Source organism: Kitasatospora sp. RG8, from assembly GCF_017813315.1.
Lineage (GTDB): Bacteria > Actinomycetota > Actinomycetes > Streptomycetales > Streptomycetaceae > Kitasatospora.
In genome coordinates, this window is the sequence record NZ_JAGIYX010000010.1 from 37,960 (window position 1) to 57,090 (window position 19,131).

Consider the following 19,131-nt stretch of genomic DNA (forward strand, 5'->3'; position numbering starts at 1 on the left):
CTTCGTTGGATAGCCTGACGACATGCCCACCACCCCGGTTTCCCCGCTCACCGTCGGCTTCGACCTCGACATGACCCTGCTGGACACCCGGCCCGGGATCCGGGCCACCTACGCCGCCCTCTCCGCCGAGACCGGCGCGTACATCGACGCCGACCTGGTGGTCACCCGGCTCGGGCCGCCGCTCGCGGACGAGATGGGCAACTGGTTCCCGGCCGATCGGCTCCAGGCGGCCGTCGACCGCTACCGCGAGCTGTACCGGGACCACGCCTTCGCCCCCACCGTCGCCCTGCCCGGCGCGCACGCCGCCGTCGAGGCGGTCCGCGCCCAGGGCGGCCGGGTCGCGGTGATCACCGGCAAGTACGAGCCGAACGCCCGGCTGCACCTGGAGCACGCGGGCCTGCACGCGGACGCGCTGGTGGGCGACCTCTGGGCGGAGACCAAGGGCGACGCGCTGCGCGAGCACGGCGCGAGCGTCTACGTCGGCGACCACCTCGGGGACATCCGCGGCGCCAAGCACGCGGACGCCGTCGCGGTGGGCGTGGCCACCGGCCCGTACAGCGCGGAGGAGCTGCTGGCGGCGGGCGCGGACGTGGTGCTGGCCGACCTCACCGGGTTCCCGGCCTGGCTGGCCGGTCACCTGGCAGGCCGGGCCTAGGAGCCGGGCAGCCCAGGAGTCGGGAAGCCGGGAAGTCGGGGAGCCGGAAGTCGGGCAGCCCAGGAGTCCGGAAGCCTAGGAGCCGCGGACCCGGCGGCGCTGGGCGCGGGCGGAGAGCAGCAGCCCGGTCAGGGCCAGCAGGAAGCCCAGCGGCATCATCATGCTCAGCCAGTACGCGGCCGTAGGCAGCGGCGTGAGGTGCAGGAACAGCGGGACGAAGGTGACGAGCGTGGCGAGCGCGCCGAGCCCGAAGACGATCGCTCCGGCCTTGACGTAGGCGTCGCCGTGGTCGGCGCTCTGGCTGCTCACTGGGCTTGCTCCTCTGCGGGCCTGGGGGAGTCGGTCTGCCGCCCCAGTCTCGCAGAGCGCCCGGGCGGCGACCGCGCCGGACCGCTTCGCAGGCGAGCGGTCCGGTCACGTTGCGCAGTTTCCCGGGCGCTGGGAGTTTTGATCCCTGCTGAGCGGGGGTATGCAGGCTGTGCCGAGGGGTGCGACAGGTGCGCCCCGTCTCCTCAGACCGGGGGTGTGAGCCAGTGGAAAGCGCCGAGTCGCGCCCCGGCCATGCCAGTACCGGGTCGCCCGTGGCCGCGAGAGCCCCGTACGGATCCTTCGCGGAACGCGGATGAGGCAGTGACGGACCGTTAGTCTGCTCCCTACAGCGTGCTGACCATGGGCGCCCCGCGGGCGCCGAGTCGAGGTCGGCCCGCCCTCCCACCCAGTGATCCCCGGCCAGGGCCGGGATCCCTCACACCCACATCGAGGACTGTTCGAGATGCCCACCGGCCAGGTCAAGTGGTTCAACGAGACGAAGGGCTTCGGCTTCCTGTCGCGCGACGACGGCGGCGACGTCTTCGTCCACACCAAGGCGCTGCCCGCCGGTGTCACCGTGCTCAAGCCGGGCCAGCGGGTCGAGTTCGGCGTGGTCGCGGGCCACCGCGGCGACCAGGCGATGGCCGTGCAGCTGCTGGACGCGCTGCCGTCGGTGGCGGCCGCCCAGCGCAAGACCCCGGACGACATGGCGGCGCTCGTCCAGGACTTGATCACGATGATGGACTCGGTGCTGCCGGGGCTCCAGCACGGCCGTTACCCGGCCAAGCCGGCCGGCCAGAAGCTGGCCGTGCTGCTGCGCGCGGTGGCGGACCAGTTCGACGTGTAGTCCGCGGGCGGGCCCGCCGCGCTCGGACGGGCGGGCCCCGGACGCCGTGCGGCGCGGAACGCCGCGGGGCTCAGAACGCGAGCGCACCCGGGTCGAGCGGGGGCACCAGCCCCTCGGCGGCGGCCCGGGTGAGCAGCGCCCGGACGGCGCCGTAGCCCTCCTCGCCGAGGTCCGCGGTGAACTCGTTGACGTACAGCCCGATGTGCTGGTCGGCGACGTCCGGGTCCATCTCCTGGGCGTTCGCCAGCACGTACGCGCGGCTGGCCGACGGGTCCGCCCAGGCCTGCCGGACGGAGGCGCGGATGGCGTCGGCGATCGCGTGCAGCCGCTCGGTGCCGAGCGAGCGCTTGGCGATGATCGCGCCGAGCGGGATCGGCAGGCCGGTCTCCTGCTCCCAGGCCTCGCCCATGTCGGCGAGGCGGTGCAGTCCGTACTGCTGGTAGGTGAAGCGGGCCTCGTGGATCACCAGGCCGGCGTCCACCCGGCCGTCCCGGACGGCGGGCATGATCTCGTGGAACGGCAGCACGACGATCTCGCCGAACCCGCCGGGCACGGCCTTCGCGGCCCAGAGCCGGAACAGCAGGTAGGCGGTGGACCGCTCGGACGGGACGGCGACGGTCCGGCCGGTGAGGTCGCCGCCGGTGTCCGGGCGGGTGAGCACCAGCGGGCCGCAGCCGCGGCCGAGCGCGCCGCCGCAGGGCAGCAGGGCGTACTCGTCCAGGACCCAGGGCAGGGCCGCGTAGCTGACCTTGAGGACGTCCAGCCCGCCCTGCTCGGCCAGGCCGTTGGTGACGTCGATGTCCGCGAAGGTGACCTCGGGGGCGTCCGCGCCGGGCACCAGGCCGTGCGTCCAGGCGTGGAAGACGAAGGTGTCGTTCGGGCAGGGCGAGTGGGCGATGCCCAGCTGTTCAGCCACGGCGGGCCTCCTTCAGGAACTCCGGGTAGGGCAGCGCGGCGAAGGCCCGTTCCAGCGCGCCCAGCGCCTCGCCGATCCGCCAGGCGGCCCGGTCGCGCGGGCCCACCGGGTTGGAGACGGTGCGCAGTTCGAAGGCCGGCACGCCGTGCCGGGCGGCGGCCTCGGCCACCCCGAACCCCTCCATCGCCTCGGCCACCGCGCCGGGGTGGCGGGCGGTCAGCGCGGCGGCGCGTCCGGTGCTGCCGGTCACCGTGGAGACGGTCAGGACGGTGCCTGTGACGGCGCCCAGGGCGGCTGCGGCGAGCGCCACGGCGGCCGGGGCGGGGGTGTGCCGGACGGTCCCGAAACCCAGCTCGGTGACGTCCGCGAAGCCGTCGGGGGTCTCGGCCCCGAGGTCGGCGGCGACGATCGCCTCGGCGAGCACCGTCGAGCCGACCGGGGCCTGCGGGGCGAAGCCGCCGCCGATGCCGGCCGAGACCACGAGGTCGTAGCGGTGCGCGCAGAGCGCGGCGGACGCGGCGGCAGCGGCGGCGGCCGGGCCGACCCCGCCCGCCAGCACGTCCACCGTCACGCCCGAGGGGTGCGCGGCGCGGTGCAGTTCACCGCCGGGCAGCGGCAGGGCCCGCACCGGCCCGCCGAGGCCGCGCAGGACGGCCTCCGCCTCGGCGGCCACCGCGACGACGACGAGCAGCCGGCCCCGCTCGGGGGCCGGCTGCTCACCGGTGTGTCGCTCGGTCACCGGGTGACCGTCAGGCGTCCTGGGTGTCCAGCTCGAAGTACCAGACGCCGTAGATCGCGTCGGGCTGCTTCGGGTCGGACTCGACCACGGTGACCAGGGTCTTGCCCGAGGCGTTGAGCGCCCGGGAGGCCGCGACGGAGCCGGAGTACGTGGAACCCTTGGCCGCCGGGGCCAGGATGAACCGGCCGCCGGAGGCCTGGCCGCCGCCGTTGGTGTTGGCCCACCAGCCGCGGTCGGCCACGTCCGGGGTCACGCCCACGCCGATCCGGTCACTGGCGACCACGTCGGACTTGGGGAGCTTGCCCTCGTCCAGGGCCTTGCTGGCCTTGTCCTGGCACTCGCTCTGCTGGTCCTCGGTGAGCGGCTTGCCGTCGTTGAAGCAGAACGGCTCGACCTCCATCGAGGAACGGCCGACGGTGAGGGTCGCGCGGTGGCTGACGGGCTCGTCCCTGCCGGACGCGACGGCGACGGAGGTGCCGACCGTGGCCGCGCCGATCACGACGACGGCGCCGAGGGCGGCGATGACACGGGTGCTGAGGCTCATGCGTCAGAGGCTACCGGGCTTTGCCGATCACGCTACGCGGGGGTGGGCAACCGCGTGTTGTGGCAGGAGAACGACGGCCCGGGACGACCGCCCCGCCCTGCCCCGCCGGGGAGGGCCTCAGGCCACCCGAGGTGCGGCGGCGCGGCGCCCCAACCCCACCCGGAACAGCGAACGGACCGTCCAGAGCAGCACCACGCCCAGGACCCCGGCCGCCACCGAGAGGCCGAGCACGCCGTTCAGCGGCAGCAGGATGCCGACCGCGCCCCCGGCCACCCAGCACAACTGGAGCAGCGTCTCCGAACGGGCGAAGGCGGACGTCCGCACCGACTCCGGGACGTCCCGCTGGATCAGCGCGTCCAGCGCCAGCTTGCCCAGCGAGGCCGCCACCCCGGACACCGCGGCGACCAGGACCACCGTCACCGCGCCGTACCAGAGCGCGGCGGCCGCCGTGGTGCAGGTGGCCAGCAGCAGCATCGCGGTGACCGTCGCCTCCGAGCCCCGGGTGCGCAGCCAGGAGCCGAGCACCGAGCCCAGCGCGTTGCCCGTGCCGGCCGCGAGGGCGACGAGGCCGAGCGCGAGGGTCGGCTGTAGCCCGCCGATCGGCTCGTCACGGAGCAGGAACGCCAGGAACATCACCAGGAAGCCGACCAGCCAGCGCAGTGCCGACATCGCCCGCAGCGCCAGGATCACCGACGGTCCGACGGTGCGCAGCGACGCCTTCGGCGCCTTGGCCGCCTGCGTGGTCCCGGTCCCGGTCCCGGCGCCGCTGCCGGGTTCGGCTCCGGCGGGGACGGCCGCGGCCTCGCCGTGCACCTCCGCGTGCAGGACGGCCCGCTGCTCGCCCTTGGCGGAGTCCACCGCGTGCGGCAGGTGGAAGGCCATCAGGGTGCCGACGACGAAGACCAGGAAGGCGCCGCGCAGCGGCCACCCCGGCCCGATCAGGTGCAGCAGCCCGCCCACCCCGGCCGCCACCATGGTGGCCAGCAGCCCGGCCAGGGTGACCCGGGAGTTCGCCTTCACGAGTGAAAGCCGGCTCGGCAGCAGCCGGGGCACCACGACGCTGCGCACCACCCCGTAGGCCTTGGACGCCACCAGGACGCCCAGCGCCTCCGGGTAGAGCGCCAGCCCGCCGCCGACCACGGTGCCCGCCATCGTCCACGCCAGCACCGCACGGGCCAGCATCGACGTCGCCATCGCGGCCCGGCGGCCGTGCGGGAGGCGGTCCAGCAGCGGGCCGATCACCGGGGCCAGCACGGCGAACGGGGCCATCGTGATCAGCAGGTAGAGCGCCACCCGGCCGCGGGCCTCGCCGGTGGGGACGGAGAAGAAGATGGTGGAGGCCAGCGCGACGGTGATCAGCATGTCGCCGAACGAGTTCAGCGCGTGCAGCTCGATCAGTTTGGCGAGGCCGGACTCGCCGGCGCCCTCGGCGGAGGTCGCCTTGCGGATGCGGCGGCCGGTGCCGTGGACGACCTTTCCGGTGCGGGAGCCGGCGGCGGAGGCGGTGCGGACGAGGAAGTGCCGACGCGGCTCCTCCTCCTCGTCGAGGGCGTCGAGCGCGTCGACGGCGTCGAGCGGGCCGGAGGAATCCGGGGAGTCCGCGGCCGCGGCCGGGTGCTTGTCGAGGTCCACGTGCCCGGCGGAATCCCGGGGCGTCGCGGAGGTGTCCACCGGCTGCGGTTCGCCCGCAGCGAGGACCGGAGGCTGCTGTCGCGGCACGGCGTTCGCCTCGTCGGGACTGCCGTCGGCCTGCGAGGCGCGCAGTGCATGCTGCGACGGGTTTTCGTCCGCCACAAGCCCATCCTGCCCCAGAATCGTGACGACGACGCGGGATTCCGCTTCGCTCGGCGCGGCCGTTCCGGCGCCGGCCGCCGCCCCGGACTGTGCCGGGTGGCCGACCGGCGGGTAGCCTGCCCAGGGTCCGCCCGACGATCGGCCGGGCGCCGGCCGGAGCTGACGGGCGGCGCGGCCGGTACCCGAGGCGGCCCGTGGTCGCGCAGAATGGACGAGGGAAACCGAGCCGCGACGGAACAGGCAACACGCCGTGGGCAACAGAAGAACTGGGAGAGAATCGACGCCGTGAGTGCTGCGATGCGAAGCCGTACCCCCGACCGGCTCTGTGCCGAGGCCGTCGAACTCGCCCGGCAGGCGGCAGACGAGGCCGTCGGAGCAGAGACCGTCGGTGCGCACCTCGGAGTCCAGGCGGACGCCGACCGCGTCGTCACCCACACCTTCGAGTGCCTGGACGCCGCCTACCGGGGCTGGAACTGGGCCGTCACCGTGGCCCGCGCCCCGCGCGCAAAGAACGTCACGCTGGACGAGGTCGTGCTGCTGCCCGGCCCCGACGCCGTGCTCGCCCCGCAGTGGGTGCCGTGGAGCGAGCGGCTGCGCCCCGGCGACATGGGCCCGGGCGACCTGCTGCCCACCGACGCCGACGACCTGCGCCTGGAGCCGGGCTGGTCCGGCGAGGACGAGCCGGCGCCGAACTCCGCGGTGGCGCTGGCCGCCGAGGAGGACGTGGTCGTCAGCGACCCGCACATCCAGCCGGCCCCGGTCCGTGCGCAGATCGGCGCCGTCGCCGAGGAGCTCGGCATGGGCCGCAGCCGGGTGCTCTCGCGGCTCGGCCTGCACCTGGCGGCGGACCGCTGGGAGAAGGCGCACGGCCCGCAGACGCCGATGGCGCAGTCGGCCCCGGCCTCGTGCAACAGCTGCGGCTTCCTGATCCCGATCGGCGGCTCGCTCGGCCAGGCGTTCGGTGTCTGCGGCAACGAGTTCGGCCCGGCCGACGGCCAGATCGTCTCCTTCGCGTACGGCTGCGGCGGTCACTCCGAGGCGGCGGTCATCCCGGCCCCGCCGGCGCCGTCCGAGCTGATCCTGGACGAGCTGGTGGTCGAGCCGCTCCAGCTGCACCCCGACCGCACCTCCGGCTCGGTCGAGCCGGACGCCCCGGCCGAGGAGCTCGGCCACTCCTGAGCGATCCGCCGCCGGCCCGCCCCGTCACGTCGAGGGGGCGGGCCGGCGGCGTTCAGCGGCGGCCGAACAGCCCGCGCCTCGGCGGCGCGGCCTCCCGCGGCGGGTTCGGCGGGGCGGGCGGCGGGGCCTCCTCCTCGGCGTGCACCAGCTCGCCGACGGAGACCCGGAAGTGACGCTTCCAGCCGCGGTAGTGGAGCTGGACCAGGAAGCCGCCGTCGGGGAGCCGGAAGACCCGCCGGGCCGGTGTCCCGGCCGGCTCCCCGCTCTCGCGCGGGAGGTACGTGCGGGCCGTCTCCTCCGCCAGCTCGACCGCCTGCTCCCGGCCGAGCGGCGCCTCCTGGGGCGGGGCCAGCTGCCAGCGGTAGTAGACGGAGTCGCCGTAGTCCCGCCTGTCGCGTTCGATCAGGACGTACCACGAACGGTCGGACACCTGTGGACGGTCGGACGCCATCGGATTCCCCCCTCGCCGGGCCATCGGAGCGGCCCCAGGATAGGCGCGGCCCCACCCCGGTCCGCCGGGGGTGCCCGGGCGGGGGAGAATGCCCCCCGTACGAAGTACAGGGCGGCGGAAGGCGGCAGGTCCAGTGGAACCTCGGATCATCGGCAGCGGCACGGACGAGCACCTCGCGGACCACTTCGGCAGCGCCGGGCTGCGCCGCCGGGTGCTGGACGCCTGGGCCGCCTCCCCGGCCCGGTTCCGGGAGGACGCCAACGCCGAGGAGGAGCTCGCCCTCGGCGGCTACCGCGACCGCCTCGTCGTCGAGTTGGCGCAGAACGCCGCCGACGCGGCGGCCCGCGCCGGCGGCGGTCCGGGCCGGCTGCGGCTCACCCTCGCGGACGGCGTGCTGGCGGCCGCCAACACCGGCGCGCCGCTGGACCACGCCGCCGTCGAGTCGCTCTCCACCCTGCGCGCCTCCTCGAAGCGGGCCGACGAGCAGCCCACCGTCGGCCGCTTCGGCGTCGGCTTCGCCGCCGTCCTCGCCGTCACCGACGAGCCGGCCGTGCTCGGCTCCGCCGGCGGCGTGCGCTGGTCGCTCGGCGAGGCCCGCGCGCTGGCCGAGGCGCAGCCGGCGCTCGCCGACGAACTGCGCCGCCGGGACGGCCACGTGCCGCTGCTGCGGCTGCCGTTCGCCGCCGAGGGCCCGGCGCCCGACGGCTACGACACGGTGGTCGTGCTGCCGCTGCGCGACGCCGCCGCCGAGGACCTCACCCGCCGCCTGCTGGCCGGCATCGACGACGCGCTCCTGCTCACCCTCCCCGGCCTCGCCGAGGTCGTGGTGGAGACCCCGGACGGCACCCGCACACTGACCCGGTCCGCCGCCGAGCCGCGCCCGGACGGCGTCACCGAGGTCACCGTCACCGACGACGCGGGCGGGCGGCTGCGGCAGACCGTCTGGCAGACCGCCGGCGCCTCCGGCTCGCTGGACCCCGCGCTGCTCGCCGACCGCCCCACCGAGGAGCGCGCCCGCCCGTACTGGACGGTGACCTGGGCCGTCCCGGTCGGCGCCGACGGCGCCCCGCAGAAGCCCGGGATCGCCCCGGTCCTGCACGCGCCGACGCCGAGCGACGAGCCGCTCGGCCTGCCGGCGCTGCTGATCGCCTCCTACCCGCTGGACTCCACCCGCCGGCACGTCGCCCCCGGCCCGCTCGCCGACTTCCTGACCGGGCGCGCCGCCGACAGCTACGCCGATCTGCTGCGCGCCCGCGGCGGCGACCTCGGCTCGCTCGGCCTGGTGCCCGGCCCGCTCGGCCAGGGCGCGCTGGACAACGCGCTGCGCGCCGCGATCCTCTCCCGGCTGCCCGGCACGCCGTTCCTGCCGCACCCGGCGCCGGTCGAGCAGGGCACGCCGGCGCTGCGGCCGCGGGACGCCACGCTGCTGGAGGGCGCGGACGGCTCGGTGGTCGAGGCGCTTTCGCCGGTCTTCCCCGGGCTGCTGCCGGCCGGTCTGGAGCGCCGCAGCGAGCTGCGGGTGCTGGGCGTGCGCCGGGTGCCGCTGGCCGACGTGGTCGACCAGCTCGGCGGTCTGGACCGCGAGCCGGCCTGGTGGCGCAACCTCTACGCGGCGCTCGGCGCGGCCGACCCGGAGGCGCTCGGCGCGCTGCCGGTGCCGCTGGCCGACGGACGGACGGTCACCGGCCCGCGCCGCGTCCTGCTGCCCTCCGACGACGCCGACTGGGCGGCCTTCCCCGGCTACCCGGAGTCGCTGGCCGGTGCGCTGGCCCTGCTCGACCTGCGCCTCGCCCACCCGGAGGCCGCGCACCCGCTGCTGGCCAAGCTCGGCGCCGGCACCGCCACCCCGGCCGGCGTCCTGGACACCCCCGAGGTGCGGGCCGCCGTCGCCCGCTCCTACGAGCTGGCCGAGGACGACCTGGACGCCGCGGCCGACCTCGCCGAGTCCGTCCTCGGCCTGGTGAAGGCGGCCGCCCCGGCGGTCGGCGAGCACCCGTGGCTGGCCCGGCTGGCGCTGCTGGACGACGAGGGCGAGCCGGCCCGCGCCGGTGAGCTGATCCTGCCCGGCAGCCCGCTGGCCGGGCTGGCCCGGGAGGACGACGCCGGCTGGCTGGACGACGAACTCGTGGACCGCTGGGGCCCCGAAGTCCTCGCCGCGGCAGGAGTGCTGGCGGACTTCGTGCTGGTCCGCGCCGAGGACGTGGTGCTCGACCCGGACGACCTGGAGCGGCTCGACCCGACCGTCCCCGCCGACCGCGCCGCCGGCGGCCGCCCCACCGGGCTGCTGGACGAGGCGCCGGACGGCCTCGCGGAGTGGGCCGAGGACGCCCTGGAGGCGCTGCACGCCGACGACGCCGACGCGGTCGGCGTGCCGCCGGTCGCGGCCGAGCTGCTCGCCGTCCGCGACCTCGACCTGGTGGACGACGACGCCTGGCCCGAGGCGCTGGCCGCGCTGGCCCGCCCGCCGTACCGGGACGCCGTCGTCCTGCCCGTCCGCGCCCTGCTGCCGGACGGCTCCTACGCGGACCTGCCGCCGTACACCGCCTGGTGGCTGCGTGACCACCCGGTGCTGGACGGCCGCGAGCCGGCCGGCCTGCGCGCGGCCGGTGCCGACCCGCTGCTGCGCGGCCTCTACGACGAGGCCCGCACGACGCTGGACGAGCAGTTCCTGCACGCGCTGGGCGTCCGCACCACGCTGACCGCACTGCTGGCCGAGCCGCACGGGCCGGACGAGGTGCTGGACCGGCTCACCGATCCGGCCTCCGAGGTCGGCCACCGCCAGCTGCACGGCATCCACAGCGCGTTGGCCCGGGTGGAGGCGGAGCGGATCGATCCGCTGGACGTCGTCCGGGCGCTGCCGCCGCTGGACCCGGAGACCGGTCGCCGCCCGGCGCACACGGTGATCGTGGACGCCACCGAGGCGGTCGTCGCCGACGCCCCCGACCTGGTCCAGCTCCTGCACCCGTACCCGCTGCTGCCGGTCGCCCCGGCACTGGCCGCGGACCTCGCCGAGCGGCTGCACGTCTCGCTGGCCAGCGAGGTGGCCGGCGGCCGGGTGCTCTCCGAGGGCCGGCTGCACCGGGTCCCCGCCGTGGTGCGGGAGCTGCTGCCCGGCTGCCCGGTGGCGTACGAGGAGCACGAGGAGCTGCTGGTGGTCGGCCCCGACGGCAACGAGGCCGCGGTGGACTGGCGGTGGGACTCGGCGGCGGACACGCCGGAGGCACCGTACGACCCGGATGCGGCCGAGGAGGCGGACGAGGACGACGAGTTCGAGCTGCCGCCGGCGCCGGGGCTGCTGCACGCCGCCACCCCGGAGGGCCTGGCCGCCGGCCTGGCCTGGTCGGTCGGGCAGTGGCACCGGCGGTTCGAGGTGCTGGCCGCGCTCACCGAGCCGGACCGCGCCTACGAGCTCTCCGCGGCACGGGACTTCGAGGGCTAGACCGGCCCGGCCGCTCCGCCCGCGTACCCGCTCCGCCCGCGTACCCGCTCCGGCTCAGGGGCGGGTGCGCGCGGACGCGGTCAGACGGAGGTAGAGCGTGAGCGTGACCGCCACCCAGAGGGCCAGCAGTGCGGCCAGTGCGGCCTTCCGCAGCAGCGGCCCGGCCTCGATCCCGGCGAACGTCACCACCCCGTAGCCGGCCAGCGCCGTCAGGCCGGCCGCCACGAGCCCGCCCAGGAAGGCGGTGAACGCCTCCAAGTCCCCACCCCTGCGTGCCATCCGGCCACCCCCTCCGGGGTCAATCATCCATCTTGCGCCGCATGATCCGCCAGACCACCTCCAGCACCAGCCCGGCGGTCACCGCGATCGCGACGCCGATCCACGGGTCCCGGGTGCCGGAGAGGGAGAGCTCGAAGAAGTCCGACAGCCACGGCACGGTCAGCACCAGCGCGAACGCCCCGCACATCGTCCCGATCAGCAGCAGCCGCCACCAGTTGTACGGCCGGGCCACGATCGCCAGCACCCAGATCGCCACCAGGAACAGCGTCAGGGTGGCCACGCTGGTGTCCGCCTCCAGGTCGGTGGCGTGGTTGGCCCGGGCCAGCGCGTAGGCGGTGAAGGTCGCGGTGCCGGCGATGATCCCGCCGGGGATCGCCAGCCGCAGCACCCGGCGGACGAAGCCGGTGCGGGCGCGCTCGTTGTTGGGCGCCAGCGCCAGGAAGAAGGCCGGTACGCCGATGGTGAGGGTGGAGAGCACCGTCGAGTGCCGGGGCAGGAACGGGTACGGCGAGTGGGTGAAGATCACCAGCAGGGCGAGCAGCACCGAGTAGACCGTCTTCACCAGGAAGAGCCCGGCCACCCGCTCGATGTTGCCGATCACCCGGCGGCCCTCGGCGACCACCGAGGGCAGGGTGGCGAAGGAGTCGTTCAGCAGGACGATCTGGGCGACGGCCTTGGTCGCGTCGCTGCCGGTGCCCATCGCCACGCCGATGTCGGCGTCCTTGAGCGCCAGCACGTCGTTGACGCCGTCGCCGGTCATCGCCACGGTGTGCCCGCGCGACTGCATCGCGCCGACCAGCTCGCGCTTCTGCTGCGGGGTGACCCGGCCGAACACGGTGGTGCGTTCCGCGGCGTCGGCGAACCGCTCCGGCTCGGCGGGCAGCGTCCGGGCGTCCAGCGGGTGGTCGGCGCCGGGCAGGCCGAGGTGGGCGGCGACCGCGCCGACCGAGACGGCCGCGTCGCCGGAGATCACCTTCGCCTGGACCTGCTGCCCCTCGAAGTAGCGCAGGGTGTCGGCGGCGTCCTCGCGAAGCCGCTGCTGGAGCACCACCAGGGCGAGCGGCTGGAGGTCGGCGGCCGGGTCCGGGGCGTCCAGCGGGACGGGCGTGCGGCCGAGCAGCAGCACCCGCAGGCCCTTGGCGCCCAGCTCGTCCACCTCGTCCAGGGCCGGGTGCCCGGCGGGCAGCAGCACGTCGGGCGCGCCGAGCAGCCAGCTGGCCTCGCCGCCCTGCGGCTCCAGCAGCTGCACGCCGCTCCACTTGCGGGCGGACGAGAACGGCATCGCCTCGATCACCCGCCAGCCGCCGCCACCGCCGTCGCTGCCGGTGCCGTAGGCGTCGATGACGGCCTGCATCGACGGGTTGGGGCGGGCGTCGGCTCCGGCCATCACGCCGAGCGCCTGTTTGACGGTCGCCGGGTCGGCCGGGGCGTGCCGGGCCGGCGGGGCGCCCGGGCGCAGGTGGCCGTCGGCCCCGGCGACCTCCGGCAGGGTGCGCAGCTCGACCACGTCCATGCCGCCCTCGGTGAGGGTGCCGGTCTTGTCCAGGCAGACGATGTCCACCCGGGCCAGCCCCTCGATCGCGGGCAGCTCCTGCACCAGGCACTGCTTGCGGCCGAGCCGGACCACGCCGATCGCGAAGGCGACCGAGGTCAGCAGGACCAGCCCCTCCGGGACCATCGGCACGATGCCGGCCACCATCCGGCGGACCGCCTCCTGCCAGTCCCGCCCCTCCACCGCCAGCTGGCTGATGATCAGGCCGATGGCGGTCGGGACGAGCAGCCAGGTGATGAACCGCAGGATGGTGTTGATGCCGCTGCGCAGCTCCGACCTGACCAGGGTGAACCGGCTCGCCTCCTCGGCCAGCTGCGCCGCGTAGGCCTCGCGGCCGACCTTGGTGGCGGTGAACGCGCCGGCGCCGGCCACCACGAAGCTGCCGGACATCACCTGGTCGCCGGGCTGCTTGAGGACGGGGTCGGGCTCGCCGGTGAGCAGCGACTCGTCGATCTCCAGGCCGTCCGCCTCGGTGACCTCGCCGTCGACGATCACCTTGTCGCCGATGCCGAGCAGCACCGTGTCGTCCAGCACGATCGCGCCGGTGGCGATCTGCTGGACGGTGCCGTCCCGGCGGACCTGCGGTCTGGCCTCGCCGATCAGTGCGAGGCTGTCGAGGGTCTTCTTGGCCCGCAGTTCCTGGACGATGCCGATCGCGGTGTTGGCGACGATGACCAGGCCGAAGAGGCCGTCCTGGATCGGGCCGACGATCAGGATGATGCCGAACATCACGCCGATGATCGCGTTGAACCGGGTGAAGACGTTGGCCCGGACGATCTCCCGGGTGGAGCGGCTGGACCGCACCGGGACGTCGTTGACGTCCCCGCGGGCGACCCGCTCGGCCACCTCGGCGGTGGTGAGGCCGCCGCGCCGCCCGGGCAGCAGTCCGAGCGGGTGGGCGCCGTCGGGCTCCCGGGTGCCGCCGCCGTCGCGGCCGCTGTCACGCTCCCGGTCGCCGGGCGTCTCTTCCGCGGGCTGCGCAGGCTGCGTCATGGCACCGACTCTACGGGCGCCTTATGTCCGATGCGTGCTACTAAAGGACTATTCAGTCCGACCGGGTGGCCGGGTCGGCGCCGTTCCCGGTCGCGCCGTTGCCGGGTGCGCCTTCACCGGGGGTCTGCGCCTCGGCCGCGGCCCGGCTGCGGGCGATCGCGTCCCGGCGGGCGCGGCAGTACCAGAGGCCGATCAGGCCCAGGCCGGCGCCGGACAGGCAGATCCACGGCCAGCTGCCGTGGCCGTGTTCGGAGAGGGCGCCCTGGAAGGGGAGGAGCGCCAGGAAGGCGATGAACCACAGCACCGTGCCTCCGCCGACGATGGCGACGTCGTTGGCCTCCAAGGGCGGGGGCGAGGGGTGCAGCGGGGTCTTCGGCATGGGCCCTAGCGTACGGCGCCGGGGCTCCGCGTCCGACTTTCGGCCGCCGTTGTCCGGTGCCGTTCGTCCCCGCTCGTTCTACGCGCGAAGATAGCGCGTGTGCGATCGGGGAATTCATACTGGGCGTTCCGGTTGGCCGCGCCATGCCCAGGACGCCTGAGTTCGTGCCCGTCCCACCGGGCCCGTCCGGCCACCGTCGCTCCGGGCGATCACCCTCTCCTCAGCCCCCACCAGAGGACGCACGCATGCCTGTGGCCCAGCCGACCACCGAGTCGCCCGAGCCCACCTCCACCGCGCCGAAGCCCCCCGCCGGCGCCCTGGACCGCTACTTCCGGATCACCGAGCGCGGCTCCACCCTGCCGCGTGAGGTCCGCGGTGGCATCGCCACCTTCTTCACCATGGCCTACATCCTGGTGCTCAACCCGATCATCCTGGCCAGCGCCACGGACATGACCGGCAGCCACCTGGACAGCGCGCAGCTGGTCACCGCCACCGCCCTCACCGCCGGGCTCACCACCCTGCTGATGGGCGTGATCGGCAACGTCCCGATCGGCCTCGCCGCCGGCCTCGGCGTCAACACCATCGTCGCCCTCCAGCTCGCCCCCAAGATGACCTGGCCGGACGCCATGGGCATGGTGGTGCTGGCCGGCTTCGCGATCATGATCCTGGTCGCCACCGGCCTGCGCGAGCGCGTCATGAACGCCGTCCCGCTCGGCCTGCGCAAGGCCATCGCGATCGGCATCGGCCTGTTCATCAGCCTCGTCGGCCTGGTGGACTCCGGCTTCGTCAGCCGCATCCCGGACGCCGCCCACACCACCGTCCCGCTCCAGCTCGGCGGCAACGGCCACCTGCTCGGCTGGCCGGTCCTGGTCTTCGTGCTCGGCCTGCTGCTCACCCTGGTCCTGATCGTCCGCAAGGTCCCCGGCGCGATCCTCATCTCCATCGTGGTGATGACCGGCCTCGCCGCGGTGATCGACAAGCTCGCCGACATCCCCGCCCTCAACTGGGGCCTCACCGTCCCGGCCTGGCCCGGCAACCCGGTGGCCGCCCCCGACTTCGGCCTGGTCGGCAAGGTCAGCCTGTTCGGCGGCTTCGAGAAGGTCGGCGTGCTGACCGGCGTGCTCTTCGTCTTCACGGTGCTCATGTCGTGCTTCTTCGACGCGATGGGCACCATCCTCGGCGTCGCCGACGAGGCCCACCTGCTGGACGAGAAGGGCGACCTGCCCGGCATCAACAAGATCCTGATGGTCGACGGCATCGCCACGGCCGCGGGCGGCGCCACCTCCTCCTCCGCCAACACCTGCTTCGTCGAGTCCACCGCCGGCGTCGGCGAGGGCGCCCGCACCGGGTTCGCCTCGATCGTCACCGGCCTGCTCTTCGTGGTGGCCCTCTTCCTGACCCCGCTCGCCACCATGGTCCCCGCCCAGGCCGCCACCCCGGCCCTGGTCGCGGTCGGCTTCCTGATCCTGGCCAACTCGGTCAAGGAGATCGACTGGGCCGACCACACCATCGCGATCCCGGCGTTCCTGACCATCGTGATGATGCCGTTCACCTACTCCATCACCAACGGAATCGGCTTCGGCTTCATCGCCTTCTGCGTCCTGCGCCTCGCCGCGGGCCGCGGCCGCGAGGTCCCCGCCGCGATGTACGTGGTGGCCGCCGTCTTCGCCTTCTACTACCTGATGCCGGCCCTCGGCCTGCTCTGACCGCCTTCGGTTCACCCACGGCCCCGTGCTCCTCCTGGAGCGCGGGGCCGGTTTGATATCGAGAGGTCGTCAACGCTGATATCGTTTTCTTGTTGTCGCCTGTAGGAGGAGTGGCCATGGCGCGGACTGTGATCGACCTCGACGACGACCTTCTGGCCGAGGCTCAGCGGCTGTTCGGCACGACCACCAAGGTCGCCACGGTCAATGCGGCGTTGCTGGAGGCCGTGAAGCTGGCCCGCCGGATAGAGCTTGCCGATGCCATCGCGAGCGGGGAGTTCGACCTCCTCGACGAGCAGGGCAAGTCGGCTGCGGCGTGACCCGGGAGCGTTACCTGATCGACAAGTCGGCCTTGGCGCGCTGGGGGAAGCCGACGGTGCGGCCGGTTCTCGACGATCTCTCGCAGCGCGCTCTCCTGGCGGTGAGCGCGGCGGTCGAGATGGAGGTTCTGCACAGCGCCCGAAGCGCGGCGGAGGCGGACCGGCTGAGCCACCTGCTCAGGGGGTTCGACTACCTGCCGTGCACGGACGAGGTCTGGGACCGGGCGAAGGACGTCCAGCGTCGTGCTCTGTTCCGGGGCAACCATCGCGCTCTGTCGATGGCCGACATGCTGATCGCCGCCACGGCCGAGCGGCACGGGGTCACGGTCCTGCACTACGACGGCGACTACGACATGATCGCGTCCATCACCGGGCAGCCCACCCGCTGGGTCGTGGCGGCAGGCTCGGCCGACTGAGCTCCCGCCCGAGCCGATGACGGCCTCACCGACCGAACCGGTCGTGGCTCCTTCGCCTTCTCCTACCTGATGCCGGCCCTCGGCCTGCTCTGCCCGGGTGTCCTGCGGCGTACGGGAACGGGCCCGCCCCCTCGGCAGGGGGCGGGCCCGTTCGTGTGCGGCGGGGGCGGGCTCAGTCGTCCTCGGGGAAGGCGAACTCCAGGTTCTGCCGGCGGTAGGGCAGCGGGAGGCCCGTCAGGCGGCGCGCCGGCCAGAGGTCGGAGCGCTCGCTGAGGCTCAGCTCGCCGCCCTGGCGGACCAGCCAGACCTCCTCGTAGTCGAGGTGCAGCACGGCGTCGCCCGGGACCTGGGCGAGCAGGCCGAGCGTCAGCCGGACGGCGTCGTCCTGCTGGCCGGCGACGTCGGCCGTCTTGTCGAGGCGGAAGGCCACCGCGACGGTCGCGCCGAAGGGGCGGCCGCCGATCTGCGGGTCCCCCCAGGGGACCGGCTTCACCGGGACCACCCGGACCCAGGTGCCGTACGCGGTGACCGCGCCCTCGCCGAGCAGCGGGCCGGCGGCCTCGGGGGTGCCGAACAACCGCTGCGGCCGGGCGATCTCGTCGAGCTTCTGCGCGACCTCGGACGGGGTGAGCGGGGTCACCAGGTCGAGGCTGTAGGAAATAGCCATGCTGGCCGTCTTTCTCGGTATGTCTAGGGGAAGAAGTGGACCACGTTGCCGGAGGAGTCGATGACCTTGACCTCCTTGAGGCCGTCGATCGGCCATTCCGACAGCTGCCTGCGCATGGCGGCCGCGTCGACGCCGCTGTCGGAGAGGTTCAGCACGATGCGGTCGGCCTGGCCCGAGTCCACCTTCTTCTGGATCCCGGTGGCGATGGAGCGCGGGTTCGAGGCGGTGGGCGCGTAACAGTCGAAGACCTCGCCCTCGATGCGGTAGTCGGGGTTCTTGGTCGTGCCCGGGACGTCCGGGTTCTGCTCGACCTTGTAGCCGTTCCGCGCCATGATCTCGGCGGACTCGTTCTCGCGCTGGAACGCGCGGACCGTCGTCTGGTCGGCGTTCTTCGGGATGCTGGTGGTGTGGCCCTCCGGTGTGGCGGCGGGGTCGACCCCCTTCGACGGCTGGGTGTGGAGTTCGGGCGAACTGCCGCCCCCGCCTCCGCCCTCGCCCTCCATGTGGACCCGGTCCTGGCCCATGGCGTCCTTGGCGATGTCGCTCGCGCCCATGCCGGCCACGCCGACACCGGTCGCGATGAGGCCGGCCGAGAGCACGTTGACCGGGACGCCGACCACGGCGCCCACGCCGGTGAGGTCCAGGCCGACGCCGAGGACCTCGCCGCCCGCGCCGACGGTGGCCAGGGCGAGGCCGCCCGCGACCTCCAGGGCCGCGCCCGGGTTGTGCAGCATGGCGTTGCCGACCGAGGCGAGGTCCTCCACCGCGACCTGGCCGACGTCGGCCAGGAAGTCGCCCGCGTCGGAGAGGAAGTCGCCGACGTCGTCCCAGAAGCCCGGCTCCTCCGGGGCCTTGTCGCGAGCCTTGCCGATCTTGTCGGCCGCGGTGTCGCCCGCGCTCTTGACCTGGCCCCGCGCGGTGGAGAGGGTCTGCCGCGCCGCGGTGCGCGTGCCCTCGCCCGGGTCGGTGAACGGCAGTTCGTGGCCGGCGTTCTTCTCGGCGTCCTGGTGTTCGGTCTTCGCCTTGTTGGTCGCAGCCTGGCCCTCGTTCCACTGCCGGATCGCGTCCTGGGCCTGGCCCTGCGCCCAGGTCAGGGTCGTCTGGTACGAGGTCAGGGCGGTGGCGGCGTCGTGGAAGCAGTCGCCGGCCTCCACCCACTTGGCGGGCTCGCCGTCGAAGGCCTCGCGGAAGGCGTCGCCGGCCTCCCCGGACCAGCCCTCGGTGGTGTCGATCTTCTTCAGGCCGAGGCCGGTCGAGTGCAGGGTGTCGCCGTAGCTCTTGAGCCAGGCGCTGGTCGAGGCGAGCGCCTCGGGGTTGCCGGGGACGAGCTCCTTCGGGTCGGAGGTCTCGCCGAGTTCCTTCGCCATCAGTTCGCCCCCGGGTCCTTGCCGCCGTCGCGGCTGAGCGTCCCGCTCAGGTGGCCGACGATGTGGCCGTCGACCTCGCGGTAGGCCTTCACGCTCGCGTTCAGCCGCTTCGAGACCTCCTGGGCGTCCTTCGCCAGGTTCTCCACGCCGATCTCCCAACGGGTGCAGAACTTCTCGACCACGCCGGCCAGGTGGTCGTGGCCGAAGTCCTCCTTCTGCGGGTCGAGGTCGCTGACCTTCTTGAACTGCAGCTTGGCCAGCGTGTCCGTGATGCCCGAGGCCGCGTCGTCGAGCGCGCCCAGGTCCACGCTGAAACCTTGTCCTGCCATGCGTCCCTCCCTGTCGTGCACCGGCCCCCTCGCGCCGGGCGGGCCGGCGGGGCCGATGCTGGGGACGGCCGCACCGGAACGGGCGGTTCCCCGCGGGTTGGGTGAAGCCTGTGAACGTTCGGGCCCGGTGCGGCCGCACGCCTCGGCGGGCCCCGCGGCCGGCCGCCGGCCACCGGTGAACGGCCGGTGTCAAAAAGGGGACTGTGTAGGCCAGTTGACGGTGGGCATACTGCCTGGACGGGAGACGGGGAGG

General features: G+C 74.4%; 19 protein-coding genes. 7 read left to right on the forward strand and 12 right to left on the reverse strand.

All coding sequences use genetic code 11. The annotated features are described in order from the left end of the window. Positions 1-22 precede the first annotated feature (22 nt). Complete coding sequence (locus J5Y04_RS17240) at positions 23-655, forward strand: HAD family hydrolase (RefSeq protein WP_209412923.1); 633 nt, start codon at positions 23-25, stop codon at positions 653-655. A 75-nt stretch (positions 656-730) separates the two neighbouring features. On the opposite strand, the gene J5Y04_RS17245 is transcribed toward J5Y04_RS17240, so the two are convergent. After that, complete coding sequence (locus J5Y04_RS17245; RefSeq protein WP_148643333.1) at positions 731-964, reverse strand: hypothetical protein; 234 nt, start codon at positions 962-964, stop codon at positions 731-733. A gap of 463 nt (positions 965-1,427) precedes the next feature. Here J5Y04_RS17245 and J5Y04_RS43220 point away from each other — a divergent pair, with 463 nt between their 5' ends. Further along, complete coding sequence (locus tag J5Y04_RS43220; RefSeq protein WP_148643332.1) at positions 1,428-1,811, forward strand: cold-shock protein; 384 nt, start codon at positions 1,428-1,430, stop codon at positions 1,809-1,811. A 70-nt stretch (positions 1,812-1,881) separates the two neighbouring features. On the opposite strand, the gene J5Y04_RS17255 is transcribed toward J5Y04_RS43220, so the two are convergent. The 4 genes from J5Y04_RS17255 to J5Y04_RS17270 all read right to left on the reverse strand — a co-directional run bounded on the left by J5Y04_RS17255 (position 1,882) and on the right by J5Y04_RS17270 (position 5,804). Then, positions 1,882-2,727: a 1,4-dihydroxy-6-naphthoate synthase gene (locus J5Y04_RS17255; protein ID WP_209412924.1), complete on the reverse strand. Its 846-nt coding sequence runs from the start codon at positions 2,725-2,727 to the stop codon at positions 1,882-1,884. Then, on the reverse strand, positions 2,720-3,466 hold the full coding sequence (locus J5Y04_RS17260) for a futalosine hydrolase (RefSeq protein ID WP_209412925.1): 747 nt from the start codon (positions 3,464-3,466) through the stop codon (positions 2,720-2,722). Before J5Y04_RS17260 ends, J5Y04_RS17255 begins: the two co-directional genes overlap by 8 nt. 10 nt (positions 3,467-3,476) lie before the next feature. Beyond that, positions 3,477-4,010: a hypothetical protein gene (locus J5Y04_RS17265; RefSeq protein ID WP_209412926.1), complete on the reverse strand. Its 534-nt coding sequence runs from the start codon at positions 4,008-4,010 to the stop codon at positions 3,477-3,479. Positions 4,011-4,127: 117 nt separating this feature from the next. Beyond that, positions 4,128-5,804 carry an MFS transporter gene (locus tag J5Y04_RS17270; protein WP_307853159.1) on the reverse strand — a complete coding sequence of 559 codons (1,677 nt, stop codon included), beginning with the start codon at positions 5,802-5,804 and terminating at the stop codon, positions 4,128-4,130. 297 nt (positions 5,805-6,101) lie between these two features. On the opposite strand from J5Y04_RS17270, the gene J5Y04_RS17275 reads away from it, so the two are divergent. Further along, a complete protein-coding gene (locus J5Y04_RS17275) occupies positions 6,102-6,983 on the forward strand; it encodes a DUF3027 domain-containing protein (RefSeq protein WP_148644826.1) in 882 nt (293 codons plus the stop codon). Positions 6,984-7,035: 52 nt separating this feature from the next. On the opposite strand, the gene J5Y04_RS17280 is transcribed toward J5Y04_RS17275, so the two are convergent. After that, the gene (locus J5Y04_RS17280; RefSeq protein ID WP_209412927.1) at positions 7,036-7,413 is read right to left on the reverse strand and encodes a hypothetical protein; all 378 of its coding nucleotides are present in this window, start codon (positions 7,411-7,413) and stop codon (positions 7,036-7,038) included. A 154-nt stretch (positions 7,414-7,567) separates the two neighbouring features. On the opposite strand from J5Y04_RS17280, the gene J5Y04_RS17285 reads away from it, so the two are divergent. Then, on the forward strand, positions 7,568-10,873 hold the full coding sequence (locus J5Y04_RS17285; protein ID WP_307853160.1) for a sacsin N-terminal ATP-binding-like domain-containing protein: 3,306 nt from the start codon (positions 7,568-7,570) through the stop codon (positions 10,871-10,873). Positions 10,874-10,927: 54 nt separating this feature from the next. Here the strand turns inward: J5Y04_RS17285 and J5Y04_RS17290 are convergent, their stop codons facing one another. From J5Y04_RS17290 to J5Y04_RS17300, 3 genes are read right to left on the reverse strand one after another with little or no spacing between them, the layout of a single operon-like run. Next, positions 10,928-11,152 carry a hypothetical protein gene (locus J5Y04_RS17290; RefSeq protein WP_209412928.1) on the reverse strand — a complete coding sequence of 75 codons (225 nt, stop codon included), beginning with the start codon at positions 11,150-11,152 and terminating at the stop codon, positions 10,928-10,930. Between the two features lie 19 nt (positions 11,153-11,171). Beyond that, positions 11,172-13,697 carry an HAD-IC family P-type ATPase gene (locus J5Y04_RS17295; protein WP_209412929.1) on the reverse strand — a complete coding sequence of 842 codons (2,526 nt, stop codon included), beginning with the start codon at positions 13,695-13,697 and terminating at the stop codon, positions 11,172-11,174. 52 nt (positions 13,698-13,749) lie between these two features. Continuing rightward, positions 13,750-14,076, reverse strand: a complete 327-nt coding sequence (locus J5Y04_RS17300) for a DUF2530 domain-containing protein (RefSeq protein WP_209412930.1) — start codon at positions 14,074-14,076, stop codon at positions 13,750-13,752. Between the two features lie 245 nt (positions 14,077-14,321). Between J5Y04_RS17300 and J5Y04_RS17305 the strand changes: the two genes are divergently transcribed. From J5Y04_RS17305 to J5Y04_RS17315, 3 genes are all read left to right on the forward strand, one after another. Continuing rightward, on the forward strand, positions 14,322-15,782 hold the full coding sequence (locus tag J5Y04_RS17305; RefSeq protein ID WP_148643324.1) for an NCS2 family permease: 1,461 nt from the start codon (positions 14,322-14,324) through the stop codon (positions 15,780-15,782). A gap of 116 nt (positions 15,783-15,898) precedes the next feature. After that, positions 15,899-16,099: a type II toxin-antitoxin system VapB family antitoxin gene (locus tag J5Y04_RS17310; protein ID WP_209412931.1), complete on the forward strand. Its 201-nt coding sequence runs from the start codon at positions 15,899-15,901 to the stop codon at positions 16,097-16,099. After that, positions 16,096-16,515 (forward strand): PIN domain nuclease, encoded by a 420-nt coding sequence (locus tag J5Y04_RS17315; RefSeq protein ID WP_209412932.1) that lies wholly within the window; start codon positions 16,096-16,098, stop codon positions 16,513-16,515. Before J5Y04_RS17310 ends, J5Y04_RS17315 begins: the two co-directional genes overlap by 4 nt. A gap of 172 nt (positions 16,516-16,687) precedes the next feature. Here J5Y04_RS17315 and J5Y04_RS17320 read toward each other — a convergent pair whose 3' ends face one another. From J5Y04_RS17320 to J5Y04_RS17330, 3 genes are read right to left on the reverse strand one after another with little or no spacing between them, the layout of a single operon-like run. Beyond that, complete coding sequence (locus tag J5Y04_RS17320) at positions 16,688-17,182, reverse strand: SitI3 family protein (protein WP_209412933.1); 495 nt, start codon at positions 17,180-17,182, stop codon at positions 16,688-16,690. Between the two features lie 23 nt (positions 17,183-17,205). After that, positions 17,206-18,549, reverse strand: coding sequence for a putative T7SS-secreted protein (locus J5Y04_RS17325; RefSeq protein WP_209412934.1), 1,344 nt, complete (start codon positions 18,547-18,549; stop codon positions 17,206-17,208). After that, positions 18,549-18,878 carry a hypothetical protein gene (locus J5Y04_RS17330; RefSeq protein WP_209412935.1) on the reverse strand — a complete coding sequence of 110 codons (330 nt, stop codon included), beginning with the start codon at positions 18,876-18,878 and terminating at the stop codon, positions 18,549-18,551. The genes J5Y04_RS17325 and J5Y04_RS17330 overlap by 1 nt, the downstream gene beginning before the upstream one ends. Positions 18,879-19,131 lie beyond the last annotated feature (253 nt).

Bases quoted from the DNA above. Each gene is read 5' to 3' on its own strand.
- J5Y04_RS17320 (WP_209412933.1), bottom strand. From the start codon at position 17,182: ATGGCTATTTCCTACAGCCTCGACCTGGTGACCCCGCTCACCCCGTCC.
- J5Y04_RS17300 (WP_209412930.1), bottom strand. From the start codon at position 14,076: ATGCCGAAGACCCCGCTGCACCCCTCGCCCCCGCCCTTGGAGGCCAAC.
- J5Y04_RS17325 (WP_209412934.1), bottom strand. From the start codon at position 18,549: ATGGCGAAGGAACTCGGCGAGACCTCCGACCCGAAGGAGCTCGTCCCC.
- J5Y04_RS17310 (WP_209412931.1), top strand. From the start codon at position 15,899: ATGGCGCGGACTGTGATCGACCTCGACGACGACCTTCTGGCCGAGGCT.
- J5Y04_RS17290 (WP_209412928.1), bottom strand. From the start codon at position 11,152: ATGGCACGCAGGGGTGGGGACTTGGAGGCGTTCACCGCCTTCCTGGGC.
- J5Y04_RS43220 (WP_148643332.1), top strand. From the start codon at position 1,428: ATGCCCACCGGCCAGGTCAAGTGGTTCAACGAGACGAAGGGCTTCGGC.
- J5Y04_RS17275 (WP_148644826.1), top strand. From the start codon at position 6,102: ATGCGAAGCCGTACCCCCGACCGGCTCTGTGCCGAGGCCGTCGAACTC.
- J5Y04_RS17330 (WP_209412935.1), bottom strand. From the start codon at position 18,878: ATGGCAGGACAAGGTTTCAGCGTGGACCTGGGCGCGCTCGACGACGCG.
- J5Y04_RS17240 (WP_209412923.1), top strand. From the start codon at position 23: ATGCCCACCACCCCGGTTTCCCCGCTCACCGTCGGCTTCGACCTCGAC.
- J5Y04_RS17295 (WP_209412929.1), bottom strand. From the start codon at position 13,697: ATGACGCAGCCTGCGCAGCCCGCGGAAGAGACGCCCGGCGACCGGGAG.
- J5Y04_RS17305 (WP_148643324.1), top strand. From the start codon at position 14,322: ATGCCTGTGGCCCAGCCGACCACCGAGTCGCCCGAGCCCACCTCCACC.
- J5Y04_RS17265 (WP_209412926.1), bottom strand. From the start codon at position 4,010: ATGAGCCTCAGCACCCGTGTCATCGCCGCCCTCGGCGCCGTCGTCGTG.